This window comes from Comamonas testosteroni TK102, assembly GCF_000739375.1.
GTDB lineage: Bacteria > Pseudomonadota > Gammaproteobacteria > Burkholderiales > Burkholderiaceae_C > Comamonas > Comamonas brasiliensis.
The window spans coordinates 4,773,389-4,794,549 of the sequence record NZ_CP006704.1; the positions used below are offsets into that span (position 1 = coordinate 4,773,389).

Genomic DNA, 21,161 nt, shown 5'->3' on the forward strand with positions numbered 1-21,161 from the left:
TCACGATCACACCGATTGCTCAAACTTTCCCACCTTTGGACCATGCCCGCCTTCTTTCAGGCAAGCGCAGTCGCATGAAGGGCAGCTCTTTCACAAAAACTTCATCCACAAAGCCGTGTAACGCCTTCCAAGCGTTGTCGTTCCTCTTCAATCGCGACCACTCGTCATTTGGCAAAAGCTGGATACCTGGGGCTTGCATGGAACGGCCCCAATGCCCCTCCAGCACACCCCAGGGCCCCAGTATGAAATCCGCCCATATCAGCGAAAGCTGGGAGTGCGCAGTGGCACGGCCAGCCAGCAATTGCCTCACCTCAGGTCCTATCAAAATCACCGTGCAGCGCGGCTCTCCCCAAATCGTTGCGGAAAGCTTGATCAGATGGCCCTTGATCTCAGCAGAGCCAACCTTTTTGAGGTATGCAATAAATGCTGAAGCCTGCTTCAGGGCTTGCAAAAAATTCTCTGGAAATTCGCTGGCCAGTTGGTACCTGGCACGCTTGGCATCTTGGTGCGCCGCCAGCGCATTGCCTTCCGGCGTATCCAAGCAAATTTCAAACGCGAAAGCCTCGAGACTGGCATGAGCAGATCTCAGATCATCCAAATAGTGCTGGAGAGAGATAGACGTTTTGTAGGACTCGTCATAGAGACCTTTATTGCATCTTTTTGCGTCCGATCCGCGAAGCAACCCAATCGTTTCATCCAGGCAGCCTTGCAACCGGACAACATCATCCCGGACAAAGCGATACTGCTCTAGATACAAGTCTGTTTGAGTGCCCTTTATGACCTCAGCCTGCTGAGCGAGCATCTCCTGGAACAAACGGAAGTGAGCACTCTCAAGAAAAGACGCTGAACGAAGCGAATCTCTCATCCCGTTCTCAAACATTTTCTGTTCTTGCTTGTACAGATCCAAGCAAAGCAGCAATCGTTCACCAAGGGCTGTGAAATCCATCCGGTCACGTGACTCGTTCCAGCTGAAGTGAGGCCCAGAGACATTGGCAGCTAGCGAAAGATAAGTGTGCACTGCCACTCGTAAAACCTGCCAAGGGTATGAGCTACGCCATCTCCTCCCCAGCGAAAGCGCCCCGCGCTGCGGAGGTCGAAGTAATCGTCCTCCGATGACATGTGGCGGTGCTATTGAACGAGTGAACACCAGTCCGACATTTCGTTCAGCACGTTCAACTGCTTCTAAATAATCCATTTCTCAGAGTGCTTCATCACAAACCAACTGGTGCCCTTTCCAGCCTGGCTGAGTTGCTTGACGGCTGTTTGGGTTCGAAGCATGTACGCACATGTAACATTGAAGCTGCTTGCAGATATAAAGGGGCCAGTCCCCTCGCTAAAGAGCCCCCGGAAAGACACCCATGGAACAGACAACATCGCATTCACCCAGCACCGTATTCAGCAAAGAAGACGAGCAACGATACCAGCAGCTAGCAACGCGTTACATCGATGGCAAGACCGATGCAGCCCAAGAAACTGAGTTCCAGCAGTTGCGCCAAAAAAAGATGGCCGCGCGTGCTGAACGAGAGCAGTGCATTGCGCAGTTGATCAACGTCATCACAGAGCAAGAGATCTCGTTTGCGGAGCTAACCCAAGCCGGCTTAAAAGTCCCAGCGATTACCGATCTGTTCTCCGACAGCGAAATTCTGAAAGCCGCCAAACCCCTCGGCTTCACCCCTTCGGTAAAGGCTGTAGAGGCCTCCCAGCCTAAGATGAGCGGCAAGAAACGGGAAGTCAAAGGTTACATCAGAAGCATCAACAATCCTGACGAAACAAGGGTCTGGCGAGCCGGTGCTCCGAGCTTTTTAAAAGAAGAAGGCTGCTTGGCTGCATACGATCAAGGCCAGTCGATCGACCAGTGGCTCGTAGACCCCAAAGATGAGCAGAGCAAGATCAAGTTTCTTCAAAAGCTAGCAAAGAAGCAGAACCAAGAGCCCAATAAAGAGCAACTTGGAGACATTAGCCTTGAAGCCTATGAAAAGGCTAAGGAAGCACTATTGCCAGTTCACAGCACGTGAGAGCTGCTGTCGCCCTGAATGAAGCCCGGCTCCTTGCGTGCGCTCAGTGGAATGGCCGTTCCTTGCAGTGCAGCGGTTACTCAGTCCTCGGAATGTCCAATGACCGGTAATGACGGAAGCAGTCATCGTTTCGAATGGCGGCAACCAGCCTTGAGCGAACGCTCGCCAATGGCAGCCAATCATCGACGGTACGCATCACGGATAGCTATAGCATTCAAGGAGAGCAACAAAATCTTCGGTCGTTGCCGCATCGTCCTTTTTGGGTCAAGACATGAGAAATATGAGCAGGTTTCGCTCTATCTTGTTTCAGGCGCGCTCTAGATCGGCATTCAGCTTGCGTCGGGTGTGTCTTCGGACTCATCTAACACCAAGGACAGCACGGGCTCTTCAAAGGCCCTGTCACCCCACCTAGTCAACACGTCGTGCAACGCCTCATGTAAGAGAGACGCTGGCAGATCGCGCACCCGCCCGTAACGAGTGGCCCACCCCTTCTCCACAGCTCTCTCACCATTGCCGCGAAGCAGGTTCAATATCCGGGCCTGTAGCTGTTTTTGTCCGGGGCGGTAGCGCGCTTGGTAATCCAGCGTTTCGCGCATGGACTTATGAGTAAGGTAGTAGCACTGAGCGATAGCCAGTTGCTCCAACTGCACACGAAAGATTTCACGTACAGCATCCCTGTCTGGGATGGGTAGGTCTCGCTCGGTCAAGAGGTGCTCCTGATAGGTCACCATCTCTTCTACCCCGAGATCACGAGCCAGGATTGCCGCGTGGCTGCGCCATGATTCCGGCCAATCGCGCAGGGCCAATTCACGAATTCTGCCGTGAAGCGCCAAGGTGCGGGGAGACACTCTCCAGATCACGCGATCAAGATACGCAATCAGTTGATCATCTTGAACCCACATTGTGCCCTTTGGGGTTGCGCTATGGACAGCGATCACCCCTTTACCCATCAAACCGAACATCACTTCGATGAACTTATGGGTTGGCTCGAATTTGCGTGTCGAATCCCGCAAGGCGGCTAGAGACCACTTGCTGTGGTTTAGGGGACTTGCACGGAATAATGCGATCAAGGCCGCAGCCTCAAGAAGCGTCAGCTCCTCTGGCTGCACTCGCGTGTGCTCCGGATCTGGGTAGCTATTAAGCCAACTCTCGAGGTCAGCCTGTGGCGTAAGGACAATCTCTTCCTCTGGCTCGTCGCTCGCCAGTGCCTGCTGGGCCACCTCAAGGGCTTTGCGGGCATCTTCGGACTCCTGCCGGCTCAAGGACAACTGGGCGATTTGTTCGATGACCGAAGCGCCACCATTTTCGATGGAGCTTTGTGCCCAGTAGCGCAAGAGATTTCGGCCAGTCGCTGCCGGAGTTCGTAAAAGCCAGCTAAGTGCCCCCTTGAACATTTCCTCTATGGGCTCGGAACCATAGTCATCGACGTAAAAATTGGACACTAGCTCATCGTCAGTCCCTCCCAACGTTTCATAGCTTTCGCTGACCTGTGCCAAGACCTCGCCAGCACGCAGGAAATCCACCGGCTCCGCGCAAAACGCATGGAATGCTGCACGCCAAGCCCAAAGAGGAGCATCCATCAAATCTGCCTCACGGACGACACAAAGTTCTTCTTCCGTTGCCTGCTCCGCCAGAACTGCATCGGCTGCAACCAGCAAACTCCAACGCGCTGCCAGTTGCTCATCAAGCATAGGCAAGACTCGTTGCCATGACTCGACAAACCTAAATCCAAAGTGATAGATGTGCAACCACCCAATCAAGCTTGACGAGCCTAGGGCTGGAGACCAATTACTCAACCCTCTGCCAGGAATGTCTTTGGCGCCCCATACATGCTCTAGCACTGCCCGCACCGCATCTCGGGCATTGACTTCGTTGTACGTCTCCAGGGCGATGTCCAGTAGAAACCGCGGAGCATTCAGCGGATCAGGTGCATCCCCACCACCTGAAGTTATGCCTGCATATGGAGAAATAATGTTGAGGGCATCTTCATATGCTTCAGCATCACCTGCGCGAGCACGATGCAACGCTATCATTGTGCGCATCTCATCCAGAGTGACAACGGCCCATTTGCTCAGTCGGTCTTTGCGCACTAGCGCTTCCAGCACTCCGACTGCACGCTCTGCGTCGCCCCAGCGCTCAAGCTTCATTGCATAGATGAAAGCTTCGCGAAACACCTCGGCATGAACTGCCGAGGGCAATACACGCATCAAATCATCGAGGATGGCAGGGGGAAAACAGTCAACTGTCCGTTGCTTGGCAGCATAAAGCCCCTGCGCCCATGCCCAGCTTGGATAGAGGCTTCGAGCGCGAACCACCAATGCGTCAACCTCTGCGCCGTAATTACAGTGAACATCGCATGCAGCTAAGAAAACTGTCGGAGGTGGAAGCTCAACAGCCAAAGCGCGATTGAGCAAGCTGAGCACAGTCTCGCGGCGTTGTTTGCGTTCAGTATCCTCTTTGGTCGAGAAAAACGTATCGATGTGCTTGCCCTTCGGCCCCGCGAGTACCCAGGCAAGAATGGCCATCCCCATCGGATGTGTGCCCACGTTGTCGATCGTCAACAACTTTTCGGCACTTGCGTCATCACCGACCATAGCAGCACTAAACCCGTGTTTAGCTCGCGCATCTGGCGACGTCCCGGACTCTTCGATATAAAGCCGCACTGCCTCCTTGTAATCCTTCTTTAACAACGCGTCATCAGCTAGGCTGCCAATAGAAGGTAGTAGACCGCCATTGAGTTGGCAATCAAGAATTTCGGTCAGGGTGAGTTCAGACATGAAACAAGGATAAGGCTGGATAACTGAGCGTCTCTCGACGGTCTGATTTCAGGAAGTGCTTGACAACAGCGCCAGAATAGCAACAAAAGCTGTGGCAAAGCAGTGAGGTCCGCTTCCAGCCGATTCGCTCAATGTCTCGCAAAGGGTGCTCGCCAGACAATGCTGCATGCGAGGGCTTCTTTGGAAGGCTAAAGATGGAGCTGTTCTATCCCAGCAACTGGCAATCAACAACGATTGAGCAGTTCATTGAAGCTGTCGATACTTACATTCGTTGGTACAACGAAAAACGTATCAAGGTATCTCTGGGACGTTTAAGTCCTGTGGAATACCGGCACAAACTTGGCCTAGCCGCATAAAACCAGTCCAAGTTTTTATCCGCACCTCCAGCCTGGATCTAGCACTAACGGTACCAGTAGCGCCGTCCGGTTCCCCAAAGAGTCTATAAGTGGTATGAGTCGGCCTCGCTCCATACCAATAAAAAGAAAATTCCGAAGATGGTGATTGCGTTCGTGATTGCTCTTCTGGTCACTACCGTCCTCACCTATCTCAGTTTGAGAAACGTGTCCAATATCGGTAAGGGTGAGGAGTCTTCCGAAGCTAGCGCGGGATCGAGTGCAAGTTCCGGCAATTCGGATGGCCCCAGCCCCCATGACTCCCGCTGAGTACGCCGCGTCTCAAGCCGCGCCTGGGCCGCTTGAGCAGGACCTCTTGAGCAAGGCCAATGAGCCGCTAAAAAAGGCCTGTGCTTCAGTATGCAGCTCCTGTCTAACCGGGAGAAGTCACTGCTGAGTGACGCCATCAAGGAGCACTATGGTTCTGCCAAAACTCCTTGCATAGTTGGCTCTTGCGCGTAGCTCCTACGTCTACCGTCGTGCTCGCACAGCGGTAGCAGCAAGAACATCGTGGAGCACTACAACCCTTGTGGATATAGCTTTTTTTCCAACTCATTGCGAGCGCGCTTCAGCGGCATCAAAAAGGTCTCTTTGAACTCGCTCATGCTGAGTCTCTCGGCCCTGACTGCAATGCTCATGGCAGCAATAGTGTTGCCTTGAGGGTCGCGCACCGGCGCTGCCATAGAGCGCACCCCCAGCTCCAGCTCTCCGTCGCTGCATGACCACCCTGATTGCCGACAAGTTTCAAGCAGACCTAGCAGCTCCTCCAAGTCAGTCACCGTCTGAGGGGTCAGAGCCACGCGCTCGATCATCTCCAACCTTGCACGCGCCTCATGTTGAGACAGTCCTGACAGCAGCGTCCGACCAATCGCAGAACAGTACACCGGCAACCTGGATCCTATTCCTAGACCCGTGCTCAAGCTGCGCCGAGCGGTCGAACGCCCAATGATGATGGCATCGTCCTCCAACAAAGTACCAAGCGAAGCGGATTCCCTGGTGCGCTCCGACAGTGCATCCAGTAAAGGCTGAGCCAACGCAGGCATAGGGCGCGATGACAGAAATGAATAGGCGATCAGCAGTGACTTGGGCTGCATCCAAAACAGCTTTCCGTCACTCTCTAAATAGCCGAGCTGTACCAGTGTGCTGAGCGAACGTCTGGCTGATGCTGGCGTGGACTGCGTGAGCCTGGCCACTTCCGACAGCGTGAGCCGGGTATGCCGACGGTCAAAGCAAGTCAGTACGCCCAATCCCTTGCGCAGCGATTCCACAAAGTTCTTGTCCTGCATAGCGATCAAATCAAGGTGTTTTCAACATTTTTGCGCATAGCGCAAAAACAGGTTTAACACAAAGTACGACATCCCCATACTGCAGTTCCCCACACAAGAAGGAGACAAGATGCGCAACGCATCCATTCGCAGACGCGAAGCATTGATCGGCATTGCCGCTGCGGTCGCTGCAACAGGTAGCCTGGCTCAGTCAAATCAACCTCTCAAGATCGTCGTGCCTTTCTCAGCCGGAGGTACCGCCGATGTACTGCCGCGCCTAGTAGCCGAAAAAATCCGCGCGGACTACGCAGGTGGCGTGATCATTGAAAACAAGCCCGGGGCTGGTGGAAACATCGGTGCCGATCTAGTGTTCCGGGCACCGCCGGACGGAATGACTGTGCTGGCCTCCCCTCCGGGGCCCATCGCCATCAACCACAACCTCTATCAGAAGCTCAGCTTTGACCCGACTCGCTGGGTACCGGTGACGATTTTGGCCACAGTGCCTAACGTCTTAGTCATCAACCCCAAGTTACCGATTAAGTCACTTGGCGAGTTCATTGCATACGCAAAAGCCAACCCCAAAAAAGTGACTGTGGCGACGCAAGGCGACGGCTCTACATCCCACCTGACTGCAGCCATGTTCATGCAGCTGACTGGTGTTGAGTTAACCGTCATTCCCTACAAGGGAACAGCCCCAGCACTGATCGACCTGATCGGCGGCAATGTGGATGTGTTTTTCGACAACATCAGCTCATCGGCAACTTACCACCAAGCCGGCAAGGTGCGCATTCTGGCCGTTGCCGACGAGCAGCGCTCTCAAATATTGCCCCAGGTCCCCACCTTCGCGGAGCAGCAGTGGCCAGCCATGCAAGCCGTGACGTTCTTTTCTGTCGTCGCGCCCCCAGGCACGAGCTCAGAAATCGCTCAGAAGCTTCAGAAGCAGATGGCTCTGGCTCTGTCATCGAACGACATCCGCAAGCACTTTCAGGAACAGGGCGCCGTGCCCTGCGGCTGGGATCCCACCAAGACTGCTCAGTTCATCCGTCAGGAAACCGAGAAGTGGAAGAAGGTGCTGAAGGCCGCCAACGTCAAGCTCTAACCCGGGAAATCAACATGCAAGAATCCATCGTCCAGTGGCATGGGGCCACCAATACGCGCGTGCCTTTCGGTATCTATACCGACACAGCCAATGCGGATCAGGAACAGCAACGTATCTATCGCGGCGAGGTCTGGAACTACCTGTGCCTGGAATCTGAAATCCCCGAGGCTGGTGATTTCCGCACCACCTTTGCCGGTGAAACACCGATAGTTGTCGTACGGGATGCCGACCAGGAAATCTACGCCTTCGAAAACCGCTGCGCGCATCGCGGCGCTCTCATCGCTCTGGAGAAATCAGGCCGCACGGATAGTTTCCAGTGCGTCTATCACGCCTGGAGCTACAACCGACAGGGAGATCTGACCGGCGTTGCCTTCGAGAAAGGTGTCAAGGGCCAGGGTGGCATGCCGGCCTCGTTCTGCAAAGAAGAGCATGGCCCGCGCAAGCTCCGCGTGGCTGTCTTTTGCGGTTTGGTCTTTGGAAGTTTTTCCGAGGACGTACCCAGCATTGAGGATTACCTTGGCCCTGAGATTTGCGAGCGCATAGAGCGCGTGCTGCACAAGCCCGTAGAAGTCATCGGTCGCTTCACGCAAAAGCTGCCTAACAACTGGAAGCTCTACTTCGAGAACGTGAAGGACAGCTATCACGCCAGCCTGCTGCATATGTTCTTCACCACCTTCGAGCTGAATCGACTCTCACAAAAAGGCGGCGTCATCGTCGACGAGTCGGGTGGCCACCATGTGAGCTATTCCATGATCGATCGTAGCGCCAAAGACGACTCGTACAAGGACCAGGCCATCCGCTCCGACAACGAGCGTTACCGGCTCAAAGATCCCAGCCTTCTAGAGGGCTTCGAGGAGTTCGAGGACGGCGTGACCCTGCAGATCCTTTCTGTGTTCCCTGGCTTTGTGCTGCAGCAGATTCAGAACAGCATCGCCGTGCGTCAGTTGTTGCCCAAGAGCATCTCCAGCTCGGAACTCAACTGGACCTATCTTGGCTATGCAGATGACAGTACAGAGCAGCGCAAGGTCAGACTCAAACAGGCCAACCTCATCGGCCCTGCAGGATTTATTTCCATGGAAGACGGAGCTGTCGGTGGATTCGTGCAGCGTGGCATCGCAGGCGCTGCCAACCTTGATGCGGTCATCGAGATGGGCGGAGACCACGAAGGCTCTAGCGAGGGCCGCGCCACAGAAACCTCGGTACGCGGCTTTTGGAAGGCCTACCGCAAGCATATGGGACAGGAGATGCAAGCATGATCAATGAAATTCAAATCGCGGCCTTCAATGCCGCTTACGCGAAGACCGTAGACAGTGACGCCATGGAGCAATGGCCAACCTTCTTCACGAAGGATTGCCACTATCGCGTCACCAATGTCGACAATCATGCTGAAGGGCTTGCTGCCGGCATTGTCTGGGCGGATTCACAGGACATGCTCACCGACCGAATTTCTGCGCTGCGCGAAGCCAATATCTACGAGCGCCATCGCTATCGCCATATTCTGGGACTGCCTTCGATCCAGTCAGGCGATGCAACACAGGCCAGTGCTTCCACGCCGTTCATGGTGCTGCGCATCATGCATACCGGGGAAACAGAGGTCTTTGCCAGCGGTGAGTACCTCGACAAATTCACCACGATCGATGGCAAGTTACGTCTGCAAGAACGCATCGCGGTTTGCGACAGCACGGTGACGGACACGCTGATGGCATTGCCGCTATGACAATAGTGCACCGTAGATTGGCTTTGGCCATCGGCGATCCCCACGGTATTGGCCCTGAAATCGCACTGAAAGCTCTTCGGCAGTTGTCTGCCAACGAAAGATCCCTGATCAAGGTCTATGGACCGTGGAGCGCTCTCGAGCAAGCCGCACGGGTTTGCGAAATGGAGCCCCTCCTTCAAGGCCTCATTCATGAGGAAGCCGGCTCGCTTGCACAACCAATCCAATGGGGAGAGATCACCCCGCAGGCTGGCCTATCAACGGTGCAATCCGCAACAGCGGCTATCCGAGCGTGCGAGAACGGCGAGGTCGATGCCGTCATTGCCTGTCCCCACCATGAAACGGCCATTCACCGCGCAGGCATAGCGTTCAGCGGCTACCCATCTTTGCTCGCCAATGTTCTTGGCATGAACGAAGACCAGGTATTCCTGATGCTGGTGGGTGCTGGCCTGCGCATAGTGCATGTCACTTTGCATGAAAGCGTGCGCAGCGCATTGGAGCGGCTCTCTCCTCAGTTGGTGGTCAACGCGGTGCAGGCTGCCGTGCAGACATGCACCTTACTCGGAGTGCCTAAACCACAAGTCGCTGTATTCGGGATCAACCCTCATGCATCTGAAGGACAGTTGTTCGGCCTGGAGGACTCCCAGATCACCGCTCCTGCCGTCGAGACACTGCGCAAGTGCGGCCTGGCGGTAGATGGTCCCATGGGAGCCGACATGGTTCTGGCACAGCGCAAGCACGACCTGTATGTGGCCATGCTGCATGACCAAGGGCACATCCCCATCAAGCTGCTGGCTCCTAACGGAGCCAGCGCCATCTCCATCGGCGGCAGGGTGGTGCTTTCCAGCGTGGGCCATGGCAGCGCCATGGACATTGCCGGCCGTGGCGTGGCCGACTCCACGGCCCTCCTGCGCACGATCGCCCTGCTCGGCGCCCAACCGGGCTGAGGACCCTCCATGAACCACCAGATCCATATCCACGACTCTGATATCGCGTTCCCCTGCGCGCCCGGGCAATCCGTGCTGGATGCCGCCCTGCAGGCCGGCATCGAACTACCTTATTCCTGCCGCAAAGGTAGCTGTGGCAACTGTGCGAGCGCCTTGCTCGACGGAAATATTACTTCCTTCAATGGCATGGCCGTGCGCAGCGAACTCTGCACCTCGGAGCAGGTACTGCTGTGCGGCTGCACCGCCGCCAGCGATATACGAATCCAGCCGAGCTCCTTTCGCCGTCTCGACCCGGAAGCCCGAAAACGTTTTACGGCCAAGGTGTACAGCAATACACTGGCGGCACCCGATGTCTCGCTGCTGCGCCTGCGCCTGCCTGTGGGCAAGCGCGCCAAATTTGAAGCCGGCCAATACCTGCTGATTCACCTCGACGACGGGGAAAGCCGCAGCTACTCTATGGCCAATCCACCCCATGAGAGCGATGGCATCACATTGCATGTCAGGCATGTACCGGGAGGTCGCTTCAGCACTATCGTCCAGCAGTTGAAGTCTGGTGACACATTGGAGATCGAACTGCCATTCGGCAGCATCGCACTGAAGCCTGACGACACCAGGCCCCTGATTTGCGTTGCAGGTGGCACGGGATTTGCGCCCATTAAATCCGTTCTTGATGACTTAGCCAAACGCAAGGTTCAGCGCGACATCACGCTGATATGGGGGGCTCGCAACCCCTCTGGCCTGTATCTCCCTAGTGCCATCGACAAGTGGCGCAAAACTTGGCCGCAGTTTCGCTACATTGCAGCCATCACCGACCTAGGCAATGTGCCTGCGGATGCTCACGCCGGTCGGGTAGATGACGCACTACGCACACACTTTGGCAACCTGCACGATCATGTGGTGCACTGCTGTGGCTCACCCTCCCTGGTTCAATCAGTGCGCACAGCAGCTTCCGATATGGGCCTGTTAGCACAGGACTTCCACGCGGATGTTTTTGCGACGAGCCCGACTGGTAGCCACTAGAAGTAGCTATCCATGCGATATCAACACGGCGGGCTTGAGGCGGGTATATGTTGATTTCCACCCAGAAGTGATCCACTAGCCCCCACCAACGATCCAACTAGCCAAGCATGCTGTGATATGCGCAGTGTTGCTCAACGTTTGCGGAGCAGCGAACGCACATCACCATTTATGTGAGATGGACGCCTAGACTCCGGCGTCGACTCACCCCACTCGGGCGGCTCCAGCATCAGTCGCGTGTATTCGGGCGGCAGCGCTGGTAGTAACCTAGGTTACCGAGGTGTAGAGAGAACCTGGGAGGAGGGCTCTCCGCCGTTTTTCGCCTAGAGTGTTGATTTCCTCCCAGAAGTGACCCACTGGAGGTGCGGATAAAAACTTGGACTGGTTTTATGCTGCTAGGCCAAGCTTGTGCCGGTAGCCACGGCCGGGGTTGAGGGTCACTCGCCTCGAACTGGATTTATGTAACAACGCCGAGCGCGAGGACATCTCCCCCACCCATTGCATAGCGTGCATGCAGAAACTGCTGTGTATCCTTGCTTGAGGAGTACAGATCTTTCGACGTCCCCCCGTTTTCAGTAGCACAAGGCTTTGGAGTCCGAGGTTAATTTAACTGCTTTTGCATCAGCCTCTGGGCATAGGCTGTGGGCGTGAGTCCACCAAGCGATCTCTTGGGCCGCTCTTCGTTGTATTCCCGGCGCCAAGCTTCCACGATTACCCGGGCATGTGCCAGACTGGTGAACCAATGTTCGTTCAAGCATTCATCCCTAAAGCGCCCGTTGAATGATTCGATGTGGGCGTTCTGGTTGGGCTTGCCCAGTTCGATCAGAAACAGCTGAACGCCCCTGGCGTGGGCCCAGTTCAGCATGGCTCGACCGCAGAACTCCTTGCCGTTGTCAGTTCGGATCGCCTTGGGTAGCCCCCTTGTCCTGGCGAGTTGCTCCAGGATGCGCACCAGTTGGTTGCCACCCAGGGCCCGCTCCGGCACGATGGCCACAGCCTCATGGGTTGCGTCATCCACTACCGTGAGGTTTTTGATGCTGCGTCCTTCCGCTGTGCGGTCAAAGACAAAGTCCATGGACCACACCTGGTTGGCAACTGTCGGGCGTACCAAAGGGTGGCGCTCCGATATCGGGATCTTCTTGCGCCTGCGCTTTTTGATCTGAAGACCGGCTTGGGCATACAGACGATCCACCCGCTTGTGATTCACGATCTCTCCGGCTTGGCGCAGCTTCAGATAGATCATGCCGGCCCCGTAGCGACGATGACGCTGTGCCAGAGCGATGATCTTCTCCTTCAAGGCACAGTTGTGGTCGCAGGCTGGTTTGTAGCGCAGGGCACTGGCGCTCATGCCGATGACACGCAGCGAACGACGCTCGCTCAGTCCACGGCTGACCATGTGACGCACCAACTCGCGCCGTGCGGGTGCGCTCACCACTTTTTTCTCAAGGCTTCTTTCGTCACCTCGTTCTCAAGCAGGGCTTCGGCCAGCAGCCGTTTGAGCCGTCCGTTTTCGGCTTCCAGCTCCTTCAGACGTTTGGCATCGGACACGCTCATACCGCCAAACTTGCTGCGCCAGAGGTAATAGCTGGCCTCGGAGAAGCCGTGCCGCCGGCACAGCTCGGCCACCGGTAAGCCCGATTCGGCTTCCCGCAGGAAGCCAATGATCTGTTCTTCCGTAAATCTCTTCTTCACGTCCAATCTCCTGTTGCATGGGATTGGACTCCAAGCTCACCTGCTACTCAATTCCGGGGAGACGTCGCTTTGATCAACTGCAGTAGCTCAGTTTTTTCTATGCCAACGAGCTGAGCCTTTAGGTCACTCCAGCTCGTTTTTTTCTTTGTCGTCATTTCTTTTTGAAGAAGGTTACTTAGAGTTCTTCAACAAGATCGCTTTGCTGTAAGCCGTAAAGTCGCCTAAATGCTTGGTGATCACGGCCTCCACAATCGGTAGCTGCAGCGCTTGGTAGTCATGCACAGCGATATTGCGAAAGCCCACCATTTTTTGCATGCGTGTGGCTAAGTCGCTCTCAATCCAACCCGCTTGAGCCAGCAAGGTGAATACGTCACGCGAGCTCTGTGGGATGCCAAGCCTTTCGCGGCGAATCAAGTGCTGCCCCATGTCCAGCGCGGCTTCACACGCCCGCTGAACGTTCAAGATGGCGGCATCCTGGCGTGTGTGGTCCGACGCAAACGTGGTTGGTGATTTCTCGTACTCTTCTTTGGCACGTATCACGCAGCGCTCAATGGCCGCAGCCTTGTTAATCAGTACGTCATCGACCATAGACTGTTCCTGTTGTTTGAATGTCTTTCAACAAATCTGCGCGCGCCTCATCCAACGCAGTTTTTTGACTAAGGATGAAGCTTTCATAGAGTGCTGCTTGGCTGTCTTTTGACCATAAACGCGTACCGGTGGTGATGATGCGGTATTGCATGACCGTGGATGCTGCTCTTAGGTCTAACAAGTCAACATCACACTTCACCAAGTTAGCCAAAGTGCTAGATAACTCCCACAGTGCCTCTGCCGGTAGACCCTCATCCATCAAGAGCGCAATATCTAAATCACTATCTGCCGTTGCATGACCTGTGACCTGACTGCCAAAAACATACACAGCAGACAAGCTAGAAATTGCTTCTTGAAGATGATCGACGATGCCTTGATAGTTCATGAGGGATTTTGATTTATACGCATTGGTCTTGATTTTTTCACCGAATACACCGTACTTGCTCGCGTTAACCCCTTGAGGCATCAGCTCTTGGCCGCAAGAAGCTTGAGAGCGTACGTTGAGGGACCTTCTTGAGATCGTCTTCCGTTGAAGCCACGCCCACTACAAATGTTGCCCAAGCATTCATCAACTCACGGCGCTGCTCCAACAAGTCAGTACGGTGGTAAGCCGCTTCAACCTTGTCTTTGATCGTGTGCGCTAACGAACGCTCAGCCAGATCTCTAGAGTAACCGTGCTCACTGCACCAGTCACGGAAGCTCGAACGAAAGCCATGGGCAGTTGCCACGCGCCCAGGCACATCGCTTTCAACATTCAACCTGCGCAACAGCGAGGTGATAGCCATATCTGAAAGCTCTCCCCGCACTCTTACCGAAGGGAAAACCAAGCTTTCATGTTGACCCCGTTGCTGCTGAAGAATTTCCATAGTTCTTGGAGACAGCGGCACACGATGGGTCAGCTTGGCCTTCATACGCTCAGCTGGCACGGTCCAAACTGCATTTTTCCAGTCTACCTCGGACCACGTCATGCCCCGTGCTTCGCCTGAACGGCAGGCCGTCAAAATTACAAACTCAAGCAACTGCCGGGTTACATCGACACGCCCTTTTGTACGTAAGTTCTTCTGTACGAAAGCAGGGATCAGCCCCCAAGGCATTGCTGGGTGATGCTGCGTACGTACAGCTTTTCCTGGCTGCTGTGGCAGAAGATGGGTAACTACGTCCACAGGGTTCGATTGACAGTGCCCATGCGCCCACCCCCAAGCCATCACCGTATGGATTCTTTGCTTGACGCGACTCGCCGTCTCCGCCTTTTCAAGCCAAATGGGCTTGAGCGCATCCGCCACATCTGCAGGCTGAATCTCAGCCAGTAGCTTTGCACCCAACTTGGGAAAAACGTATTCAGTCAGGGTATTGATCCATTGCTGCCCATGCTTTGGATTTTTCCAGCCTGGTAGCAAGTCTTTGTGCAAGATCTCGGCGGCTTCTTGAAATGTTGGAGCCTTTACAGCTTCTTCTTCCAACGCTTTCTCAGCTAGAGGATCTTTCCCCTCTGCCAGCGTCACCCTCATGGCAGTAGCGCGCTTCGCGACCTCTGCGATACCAATTTCTGGATACGAGCCCAAGCCTGCATTTCTACGCTTGCCGTTCACCGGGCTAACGTAGCGCAGCACCCATTTACCCCTGCCTTTGGTTTTAGTTGGATGCAGTGCCAATCCCGTCACTCCGCCGTGTGGAATTGCTGCACTATCAGGTTTGATGTTTCGAGCTTTTGCGTCTGTGATGACAGCCATTTGAGACCTCTATCGGTATGCCATTCAGTATGCCATCGGTATGCCATCTGGTATGCCATTTCGCATTAGATAGAGTTGGACAACTTAAGTCAAAACAAAACAAATATCTTTTACTATCAATGACTTAGAAATGAAAAATAAGAAGAAAAAAGATCTAGTTGGACGGATATTTGGCGGACACAGCCTCCGCCAGGACATCGACGCACACAGCGTCTAATCGCTTCAAAACCCGCTTCTCTCATAGGGAAGCGGGTTTTCTCTTTGTCGCAAGTAATCGCACCACGCCTCAGGACAACCCAGCTTTTGTTGGTACTTTCGTTGGTAGCTCAACCAGAGCCAAAATCAGGTACCAACAATCAGGACTCGCGGGGCCACATGGCACTGACCGATACGTTCATCAAGAACACCAAGCACAGCGGCAAAGCAGCTGGCGACAAGCACAGTGATGGTGACCTGCACGTCAAAGCGATCGGGCAAGTATTGGCGGTTGGCCTATCGCCTCGAGGGCAAGCAAAAGACACTGGCGCTCGGCGTGTATCCCGCCATCACCCTCGCCCAAGCCCGCCGTGGCCATGACGATGCCCGCGCCCTGCTGGCGCAAGGCATAGACCCCAGCCAGAACAAGCAGCGCCTCAAGGAAGACAAAGCGGTGGCAGCACTCAACACCGTGGAAGCGATGTACCGCGCTTATCTGGCGAACAAGCAGCCCGGCTGGTCAACGACACACTACGACCGCGAAGCCCGAAGCCTGGAGAAAGACCTGTACCCCTTTCTTGGGCAGCGTGTGATCGGAGAAGTCGAGCCGACTGAATGGCTGAAAGCATGTGAGCGCGTACGAGACCGCGACGCAGTGGAAAGCGCACATCGGCTGCTCACCACGGCATCAGGAGTCTGGCAATACGCAATCGCCAGAGGCTGCGCCACACGGGACATTGCCCAGGACATCAAGAAAGCCCTCAAACCGCGCCAGAGGGGCATTTCCCAGCCATCACCGATCCAGGCAAGCTGGGCGAACTGCTTGATGCGACTCATCGTATCCAGAACACCAGCAATTTCAGCCACCGCGCCTGCCAAGTTAAAGCGAATGCAATGCTCAACGCGGCACCAGCCAAGGTCATGAACCACACCAGCACAGCCATTGAGGCGTGATCGGCCTGTAAGCACAGCATTAGCGATGTAAACAGACTGAAGCCACCAAGCCCGCGCAGCGATAGGACTGTTCTGCGTGATGCGGAGACAGGTCCACATGCCTGCTCCCAGTGCACATCCATCGCCAAGGCCAGCCAGCACAGACCAACGAGGTTGGTCAAGACAGCCAGTAAGAGCATGAGAGATTCAGGCACGGGCACGCCCCCCTGCGGTCGACACGCTTGTCTGGTGGGCTGCTGTCATGGTGGTTGCTACCGCACGACGACCGAGCTTGCGTGCGACCGTCATCGCGATCGCTGAGCTTGCAAGCATGAACAGATCGGTGCCTGCCACCGGCCAATAGCCTTCGCTGACTGTGCGCAGTAGATGGTGCCCTGTCGTGACCCAGTTCAACAGTACGGCAGTCACCGCCAAGAAAGCTACTCCCCAACACTGTTCAATCCAGGCCGGGGCCATCCGGGCCTCGGCTACTGAGGCAGTCCGCAAGATGCCGTGCACGAAGGCCAGCATCCAGACTACCCAGAAGATGTACTGCTCCATATCGCCTTTGCCAGGCCAGCCCGAGGGCATCGTGCCGGGCAGCAGGCGATTGCTGATCAGCATGGCTAGCGTAGCGATGAGCATGCCGGTCACCGTGGACACGGCGAAAGCGTCCACCCAGCGGGCGCCACTCTGACCTTGCTTGGCATGCTGACGCTTGCGTTTTTCCACGAAAAAAACGAAACCGGTAGCGATGCACACACATCCCAGGAGGCCACCGAGCACGTACAACCAGCGCAGCAACCAATGGCGAAAGTGCTGCAGGTGCAGTCCGGTAAGGAAGGTGTTGATACTCGCCACAGACGTAAGCGGAGGGTCTTCGCGCAGCACCTCGCCTGTCGAGGCCTTGAAATGAATACCTTCTCCAGTGAGCGCAATGCGGTCGGTGCCGGCGCGATACACGCTCACGTAGCTGTTGGCGTCGCCCACGTGTCGCACACCTAGGAAGCCTACGTCGCCCGCCATGCCCTTGGCCGCCCATCGGCGCTGCGCTTCCACCACCATCGCATCGACAGAGGCCAGTTGTGCGTACTCACCGGCACGGTCATGTGGCAGGCCGGTCTCCAGCGCTTCCTGCTTCTCGTGCAGCTCGTGTAGAGGCTCGAGTTGGGTGTGGGTGACAGGGAAGTAGATACCGCCGAAGATCACTAGCCCCGAGAAGGCGAAGATGAAGTGAAACGGCAGCGCGATCACGCCCGTGAGGTTGTGCAAATCCAGCGCGCTGCGCTGGATGTGCTTCTTCGGGCGGAAGGTGAAGAATTCGCGAAAGATCTTGCGGTGCATAACCACCCCGCTGACCAATGCCACGAGCATGATCAGCGCGGCGAATCCCACGATCCAAGTCCCCAGATTCAACCAGTGAAGGTTGAGGCTGTAGTGAAGGGGGTAAAAGAAGCGGCTTCCGATCTTCAGGTGATCGTCGGGCAAGGACTCTCCTGTACGGGGATCGATGGTTCGTGCTCCAAAGACTGCATCTTCCGGGTTCTTGGCGTTTGGCAATGGATAACTGGAAAACAGGGTCAGCACGGGGTCGCGGTGTGTGGTGTAGGCCCCCCAGTTTTTCACGACCGGAAAGTCCTGTGCCATGGGGCCGTTCACCCGGCTACGCGCCCGCTCGATACTTGCTGCGCTGGGTTTCATGTCTTGAAAAACGGGCAGCAACACCTTGTCAAAAGAAGGCATCGGCTGCGGCGCAAAGCGCGACTCGGGTATCGCCCAGCGGTCGATTTCACGGTCAAAGACCGACAGTGAGCCGAAGAAAAAGACGACTATCAGCACAAAACCCAGCACGAGGCCGAACCAGGTGTGCAGCCAAGCCATGGAGAGGCGGAAATTCTGGAACACGGAAAAGGACTCCTTGCACGAGTAATCGCAATCAGAGCAACGCGCGCTGGACCAGCCAGGCCGTGCCAGTCATGAGCGCACCACCGCCGGCCAGCAATAGCCAAACGCGCGCCACACTGCGCGCTGCGAAGGCCCACAGAAATATGACCAAGAAGATGATGAAGCCGAGGATGTAGCTCAGTGTCTCGGCGTCGTCGAGGTCCACATCGGCTGCAAATAGCAGACTGATCGTCAAGGCCATGAAACCCCAGGTGAAGGAATATCCGCCGAGCATTCCGGCACCAATGCGCATGACAATACCTGCTGACTGTCTGAGGCGAAGCTGATGAAGTTTGGAGTTCTCCTGCACTGGAGCGGAAACTCTATTTGGGCGAAGTAGATCCTTCATCGCATTGGCATCCGGGCTCGACTCTGCAGGGGTACCCTGCAAAGTGCCTTGCCTTTTAGCGGTCTGATCAATAGTCATACCGAAGCGTCACAGCAAAACTACGCGGTGTGCCCACAAACAGGCCGCCAAAATTGTTATTGCTTGGGATGGTCTGGTAGTAGTGCTTGTCGAGTGCATTGCGCACATTGAACTGAACACTGAGATGGCGGTCATAGCGATAGTTTGCGTTCAGGTTCAGCAGCGCGAATCCGCCTTGATAGATCGAGTACGTCGCGCCGTCGAAGCGCATGCTGCTTTGCAGCTGGACATTTCCGCCTACGCGCCACTGGCCACCGGGGAGTTTGTAGTCCGTTGAGATCTTCACGACTTTTCTTGGAATCGTGGTGTTGTAGTCCTTGCCCTGATTGGGACCAGCAACGTATTCGGGATCGCTGAAGGTAAAGCCAGCCGCCACGTTCCAGTTTGGCGTAGGCGAGCCCGACACTTCGATGTCGATGCCCCGATTACGAACCTTGGCGCCTTCGGTGTAGCAGCGACTATTGCCAGCCAGGCCACAAGTCGATGCGGCACTCGTCGCCACAGGTAGATTGAGCTGATCGGTCTGAAAAATGGCCAGTGCAGTGTTGAGTTGTCCGTCAAAGAACTCGCTCTTGATGCCGGCCTCGTAGTTCTTACCCTTTACGGGTTCCAGTAGACCGCTTTGGCTGTAGTACTGCTGCAGCGAATAGATGTCGGTGTAGCTGGCATAGACGGAATGCTGTCGGTTCAGTTTGTAGACGATGCCAGCGTAAGGAATGATCTGGCGCCCCGAGTCATAGCTTGCGTTGGTGTAGGGGCTATTTGAAGCGTAGTCAGACCAGCTGATCCGGCTGCCAAGGATTACGCTGAGGTCGTCCGTTGCATGAAGCCGGGTGGCTGCAACGATCCCTTTCTCTCGACGAACCAATGCGTAGTTAGTACCGGCAACGTTAAGTTGCGGCACTGGGAGAGACCAGAAATCGAAATTGGTGATGTTCACCGATGGCGTGTTAGTTGCCGTATGTATGCCGTAAGTGAAGTCGTCCCGCCTGCTGCTGGCTCCTAGCATCAATTCATGTTGGCGTCCGAACAGAGTGAAGGGACCACTGGCCTTCAAATTGAAAGCCAGTTGGTCGTCCTTGTATTCAGCCGCTGAGATGGGAAGCCTGTAGGTGTCGCCGCTGACGCGTGCTGGATAGGGGCTAAGGAAACTGGTGTCCGAGCGCACCGCATTGATGGCACCGGTTAGAGTCCAGTTGTTGTCGAAGCGGTGCGTGATATCGCCGAACACTGTGTAGTTGTCACGGTTTAGGTGGGCCCATGGCCCAGCTAGCGAAGTGGAACGTGGCAGATCGTAGAAAGTGCCGTCGGCCTTGGTGTTCAGTCCACCCCAGTCGTACCCCCTATGATTGTCCTTTTGCACGGAGGCGCCAAACGTCAGCAGGGTTGAAGGACTCAGGTCAGCCTCGCCGACGGCGTAGAGCAGCTTGTTGTCCGTGCCCGCACCGGTCTTGAAACTGTTGGCATCGTTAGCAAAGACTACCGTCCGCCCGCGCAGGGTCCCCGCGGCATTGAGTGGGCCGGACACATCTAGCTGCGCACGATAGTCAGCCCAAGAGCCTGCGCCCAGTTCCGCGCTCATTTGAAATTCACGTGTGGGACGCTTGCGGACCATGTTAATGATGGCCGAAGGGTTGCCCGAGCCTTGTAGCAGGCCATTGGCGCCGCGCACGATCTCGATCCGGTCATAGATCGCCATGTTGTTGAGTGACATGGCATCGCCCGAGTAACTCTCGGCAACGCTGGTGGATACGCCATCGACTTGGAGATCAGTGATCGGGAATCCACGCGAATAGAAAGTCGAGCGTTCAGTGCCGAGCTTGCTGTAAGTAAGGCCAGTGGCGACATCAGCAACATCGTCGAGCGAATGCATGTTCCGGTCTTGCATCTGCTGGTGTGTTACGACGCTGACCGATTGCGGCGTCTCCCGAAGTGTCATAGGCAAACCGGTTGCTGTGGTGCTGGGGCCGATAGCTCGATAGGTGCCCGTTCCCTCTGTGGTGCCAGGGCGCTCGGCTTGGGCTGTGACAGTCACCGAGCCTAGTGTTGGTGCTTCTCCTGTGGATTGGGCGATTTTGATAACAACGGCATTGCCTTCCTGAATGGCAACCAAGCCGCTGCCTGCCAGCAAACGATCTACTGCCTGGCGAGGCGTTAAGGTGCCGGAAATAGCAGGCGCAGACTTGCCGGCCACTAGCGCGGGTTGCACGATCATCTGTACGCGGCTTCGAAGCGCCCAGTCGCTGAGTGCCTGAGCCAAAGGCTTCTCAACGATACTGAACTCGAGGGGCGTGGTCAGAACTCCAGTGCCCGTGCTTTGCGCGTAAAGGGGGGTATTGGCGAAAGCCAAAGCAACGGCCAGGGCCAGAGGAGCCGCTCGCAGCGGAAGAATGTACATATTGTCCTCAAATGCAAAAACGAATGGT

18 protein-coding genes and 1 pseudogene are annotated in these 21,161 nt (G+C 55.6%); 8 read left to right on the forward strand and 11 right to left on the reverse strand.

Going from position 1 to position 21,161, the window contains the following annotated elements:
- Positions 1 to 19: 19 nt before the first annotated feature.
- The gene (locus tag O987_RS21580; protein WP_144244963.1) at positions 20 to 1,195 is read right to left on the reverse strand and encodes a hypothetical protein; all 1,176 of its coding nucleotides are present in this window, start codon (positions 1,193 to 1,195) and stop codon (positions 20 to 22) included.
- 163 nt (positions 1,196 to 1,358) lie between these two features.
- On the opposite strand from O987_RS21580, the gene O987_RS21585 reads away from it, so the two are divergent.
- Entirely contained in the window at positions 1,359 to 2,015 is a 657-nt protein-coding gene (locus O987_RS21585) for a hypothetical protein (protein WP_043374671.1), read from the forward strand.
- A 329-nt stretch (positions 2,016 to 2,344) separates the two neighbouring features.
- Here the strand turns inward: O987_RS21585 and O987_RS21590 are convergent, their stop codons facing one another.
- On the reverse strand, positions 2,345 to 4,792 hold the full coding sequence (locus tag O987_RS21590) for a hypothetical protein (protein ID WP_043374673.1): 2,448 nt from the start codon (positions 4,790 to 4,792) through the stop codon (positions 2,345 to 2,347).
- A gap of 119 nt (positions 4,793 to 4,911) precedes the next feature.
- On the opposite strand from O987_RS21590, the pseudogene O987_RS28440 reads away from it, so the two are divergent.
- A pseudogene (locus tag O987_RS28440) lies at positions 4,912 to 5,148 on the forward strand (IS3 family transposase); the annotation flags it as partial.
- A 554-nt stretch (positions 5,149 to 5,702) separates the two neighbouring features.
- On the opposite strand, the gene O987_RS21595 reads toward O987_RS28440, so the two are convergent.
- On the reverse strand, positions 5,703 to 6,470 hold the full coding sequence (locus O987_RS21595; RefSeq protein WP_043374675.1) for an IclR family transcriptional regulator domain-containing protein: 768 nt from the start codon (positions 6,468 to 6,470) through the stop codon (positions 5,703 to 5,705).
- A 109-nt stretch (positions 6,471 to 6,579) separates the two neighbouring features.
- Between O987_RS21595 and O987_RS21600 the strand changes: the two genes are divergently transcribed.
- The 5 genes from O987_RS21600 to O987_RS21620 all read left to right on the forward strand — a co-directional run bounded on the left by O987_RS21600 (position 6,580) and on the right by O987_RS21620 (position 11,229).
- Complete coding sequence (locus O987_RS21600; RefSeq protein WP_043374677.1) at positions 6,580 to 7,548, forward strand: Bug family tripartite tricarboxylate transporter substrate binding protein; 969 nt, start codon at positions 6,580 to 6,582, stop codon at positions 7,546 to 7,548.
- Between the two features lie 14 nt (positions 7,549 to 7,562).
- Positions 7,563 to 8,804 (forward strand): aromatic ring-hydroxylating dioxygenase subunit alpha, encoded by a 1,242-nt coding sequence (locus O987_RS21605; protein WP_043374680.1) that lies wholly within the window; start codon positions 7,563 to 7,565, stop codon positions 8,802 to 8,804.
- Positions 8,801 to 9,265, forward strand: coding sequence for an aromatic-ring-hydroxylating dioxygenase subunit beta (locus tag O987_RS21610; protein WP_012837659.1), 465 nt, complete (start codon positions 8,801 to 8,803; stop codon positions 9,263 to 9,265). The genes O987_RS21605 and O987_RS21610 overlap by 4 nt, the downstream gene beginning before the upstream one ends.
- A 161-nt stretch (positions 9,266 to 9,426) precedes the next feature.
- A complete protein-coding gene (locus O987_RS21615; RefSeq protein ID WP_235214196.1) occupies positions 9,427 to 10,209 on the forward strand; it encodes a PdxA family dehydrogenase in 783 nt (260 codons plus the stop codon).
- Between the two features lie 9 nt (positions 10,210 to 10,218).
- Positions 10,219 to 11,229, forward strand: coding sequence for an FAD-binding oxidoreductase (locus O987_RS21620; RefSeq protein WP_043374686.1), 1,011 nt, complete (start codon positions 10,219 to 10,221; stop codon positions 11,227 to 11,229).
- Between the two features lie 598 nt (positions 11,230 to 11,827).
- On the opposite strand, the gene O987_RS21625 is transcribed toward O987_RS21620, so the two are convergent.
- From O987_RS21625 to O987_RS21645, 4 genes are all read right to left on the reverse strand, one after another.
- Positions 11,828 to 12,918, reverse strand: a protein-coding gene (locus O987_RS21625) for an IS3 family transposase (protein ID WP_370458247.1) whose coding sequence is annotated in 2 segments (ribosomal slippage) — positions 11,828 to 12,660 and positions 12,660 to 12,918 — 1,092 coding nt in all. Because the reading frame shifts where the segments join, the coding sequence is not laid out codon by codon here.
- A gap of 171 nt (positions 12,919 to 13,089) precedes the next feature.
- Positions 13,090 to 13,506, reverse strand: coding sequence for a type VII toxin-antitoxin system HepT family RNase toxin (gene hepT, locus O987_RS21635; protein WP_043374689.1), 417 nt, complete (start codon positions 13,504 to 13,506; stop codon positions 13,090 to 13,092).
- Positions 13,496 to 13,891 carry a type VII toxin-antitoxin system MntA family adenylyltransferase antitoxin gene (gene mntA / locus O987_RS21640; protein ID WP_034359854.1) on the reverse strand — a complete coding sequence of 132 codons (396 nt, stop codon included), beginning with the start codon at positions 13,889 to 13,891 and terminating at the stop codon, positions 13,496 to 13,498. Before mntA ends, hepT begins: the two co-directional genes overlap by 11 nt.
- Before the next feature lie 64 nt (positions 13,892 to 13,955).
- Positions 13,956 to 15,236: a tyrosine-type recombinase/integrase gene (locus O987_RS21645; RefSeq protein ID WP_080731580.1), complete on the reverse strand. Its 1,281-nt coding sequence runs from the start codon at positions 15,234 to 15,236 to the stop codon at positions 13,956 to 13,958.
- Positions 15,237 to 15,681: 445 nt separating this feature from the next.
- Between O987_RS21645 and O987_RS21650 the strand changes: the two genes are divergently transcribed.
- A complete protein-coding gene (locus O987_RS21650; protein ID WP_200879575.1) occupies positions 15,682 to 16,356 on the forward strand; it encodes a tyrosine-type recombinase/integrase in 675 nt (224 codons plus the stop codon).
- Here the strand turns inward: O987_RS21650 and O987_RS28450 are convergent.
- From O987_RS28450 to O987_RS21665, 4 genes are read right to left on the reverse strand one after another with little or no spacing between them, the layout of a single operon-like run.
- Complete coding sequence (locus O987_RS28450; protein ID WP_144245006.1) at positions 16,265 to 16,564, reverse strand: DUF3325 domain-containing protein; 300 nt, start codon at positions 16,562 to 16,564, stop codon at positions 16,265 to 16,267. The two genes, O987_RS21650 and O987_RS28450, sit on opposite strands and share 92 nt — an antisense overlap.
- 7 nt (positions 16,565 to 16,571) lie before the next feature.
- Complete coding sequence (locus tag O987_RS21655; RefSeq protein WP_043374694.1) at positions 16,572 to 18,269, reverse strand: PepSY-associated TM helix domain-containing protein; 1,698 nt, start codon at positions 18,267 to 18,269, stop codon at positions 16,572 to 16,574.
- A gap of 31 nt (positions 18,270 to 18,300) precedes the next feature.
- Positions 18,301 to 18,735, reverse strand: a complete 435-nt coding sequence (locus tag O987_RS29790; RefSeq protein WP_326998628.1) for a hypothetical protein — start codon at positions 18,733 to 18,735, stop codon at positions 18,301 to 18,303.
- A complete protein-coding gene (locus tag O987_RS21665; protein ID WP_043374699.1) occupies positions 18,725 to 21,133 on the reverse strand; it encodes a TonB-dependent siderophore receptor in 2,409 nt (802 codons plus the stop codon). Before O987_RS21665 ends, O987_RS29790 begins: the two co-directional genes overlap by 11 nt.
- Between the last annotated feature and the right edge of the window lie 28 nt (positions 21,134 to 21,161).

What these genes read in the sequence shown, in the direction of transcription:
- O987_RS21580 (WP_144244963.1), bottom strand. Translation starts at nt 1,195, where the DNA reads ATGGATTATTTAGAAGCAGTTGAACGTGCTGAACGAAATGTCGGACTG.
- O987_RS21585 (WP_043374671.1), top strand. Translation starts at nt 1,359, where the DNA reads ATGGAACAGACAACATCGCATTCACCCAGCACCGTATTCAGCAAAGAA.
- O987_RS21590 (WP_043374673.1), bottom strand. Translation starts at nt 4,792, where the DNA reads ATGTCTGAACTCACCCTGACCGAAATTCTTGATTGCCAACTCAATGGC.
- O987_RS21595 (WP_043374675.1), bottom strand. Translation starts at nt 6,470, where the DNA reads ATGCAGGACAAGAACTTTGTGGAATCGCTGCGCAAGGGATTGGGCGTA.
- O987_RS21600 (WP_043374677.1), top strand. Translation starts at nt 6,580, where the DNA reads ATGCGCAACGCATCCATTCGCAGACGCGAAGCATTGATCGGCATTGCC.
- O987_RS21605 (WP_043374680.1), top strand. Translation starts at nt 7,563, where the DNA reads ATGCAAGAATCCATCGTCCAGTGGCATGGGGCCACCAATACGCGCGTG.
- O987_RS21610 (WP_012837659.1), top strand. Translation starts at nt 8,801, where the DNA reads ATGATCAATGAAATTCAAATCGCGGCCTTCAATGCCGCTTACGCGAAG.
- O987_RS21615 (WP_235214196.1), top strand. Translation starts at nt 9,427, where the DNA reads ATGGAGCCCCTCCTTCAAGGCCTCATTCATGAGGAAGCCGGCTCGCTT.
- O987_RS21620 (WP_043374686.1), top strand. Translation starts at nt 10,219, where the DNA reads ATGAACCACCAGATCCATATCCACGACTCTGATATCGCGTTCCCCTGC.
- hepT (WP_043374689.1), bottom strand. Translation starts at nt 13,506, where the DNA reads ATGGTCGATGACGTACTGATTAACAAGGCTGCGGCCATTGAGCGCTGC.
- mntA (WP_034359854.1), bottom strand. Translation starts at nt 13,891, where the DNA reads ATGAACTATCAAGGCATCGTCGATCATCTTCAAGAAGCAATTTCTAGC.
- O987_RS21645 (WP_080731580.1), bottom strand. Translation starts at nt 15,236, where the DNA reads ATGGCTGTCATCACAGACGCAAAAGCTCGAAACATCAAACCTGATAGT.
- O987_RS21650 (WP_200879575.1), top strand. Translation starts at nt 15,682, where the DNA reads ATGGTGACCTGCACGTCAAAGCGATCGGGCAAGTATTGGCGGTTGGCC.
- O987_RS28450 (WP_144245006.1), bottom strand. Translation starts at nt 16,564, where the DNA reads ATGCTCTTACTGGCTGTCTTGACCAACCTCGTTGGTCTGTGCTGGCTG.
- O987_RS29790 (WP_326998628.1), bottom strand. Translation starts at nt 18,735, where the DNA reads ATGACTATTGATCAGACCGCTAAAAGGCAAGGCACTTTGCAGGGTACC.
- O987_RS21665 (WP_043374699.1), bottom strand. Translation starts at nt 21,133, where the DNA reads ATGTACATTCTTCCGCTGCGAGCGGCTCCTCTGGCCCTGGCCGTTGCT.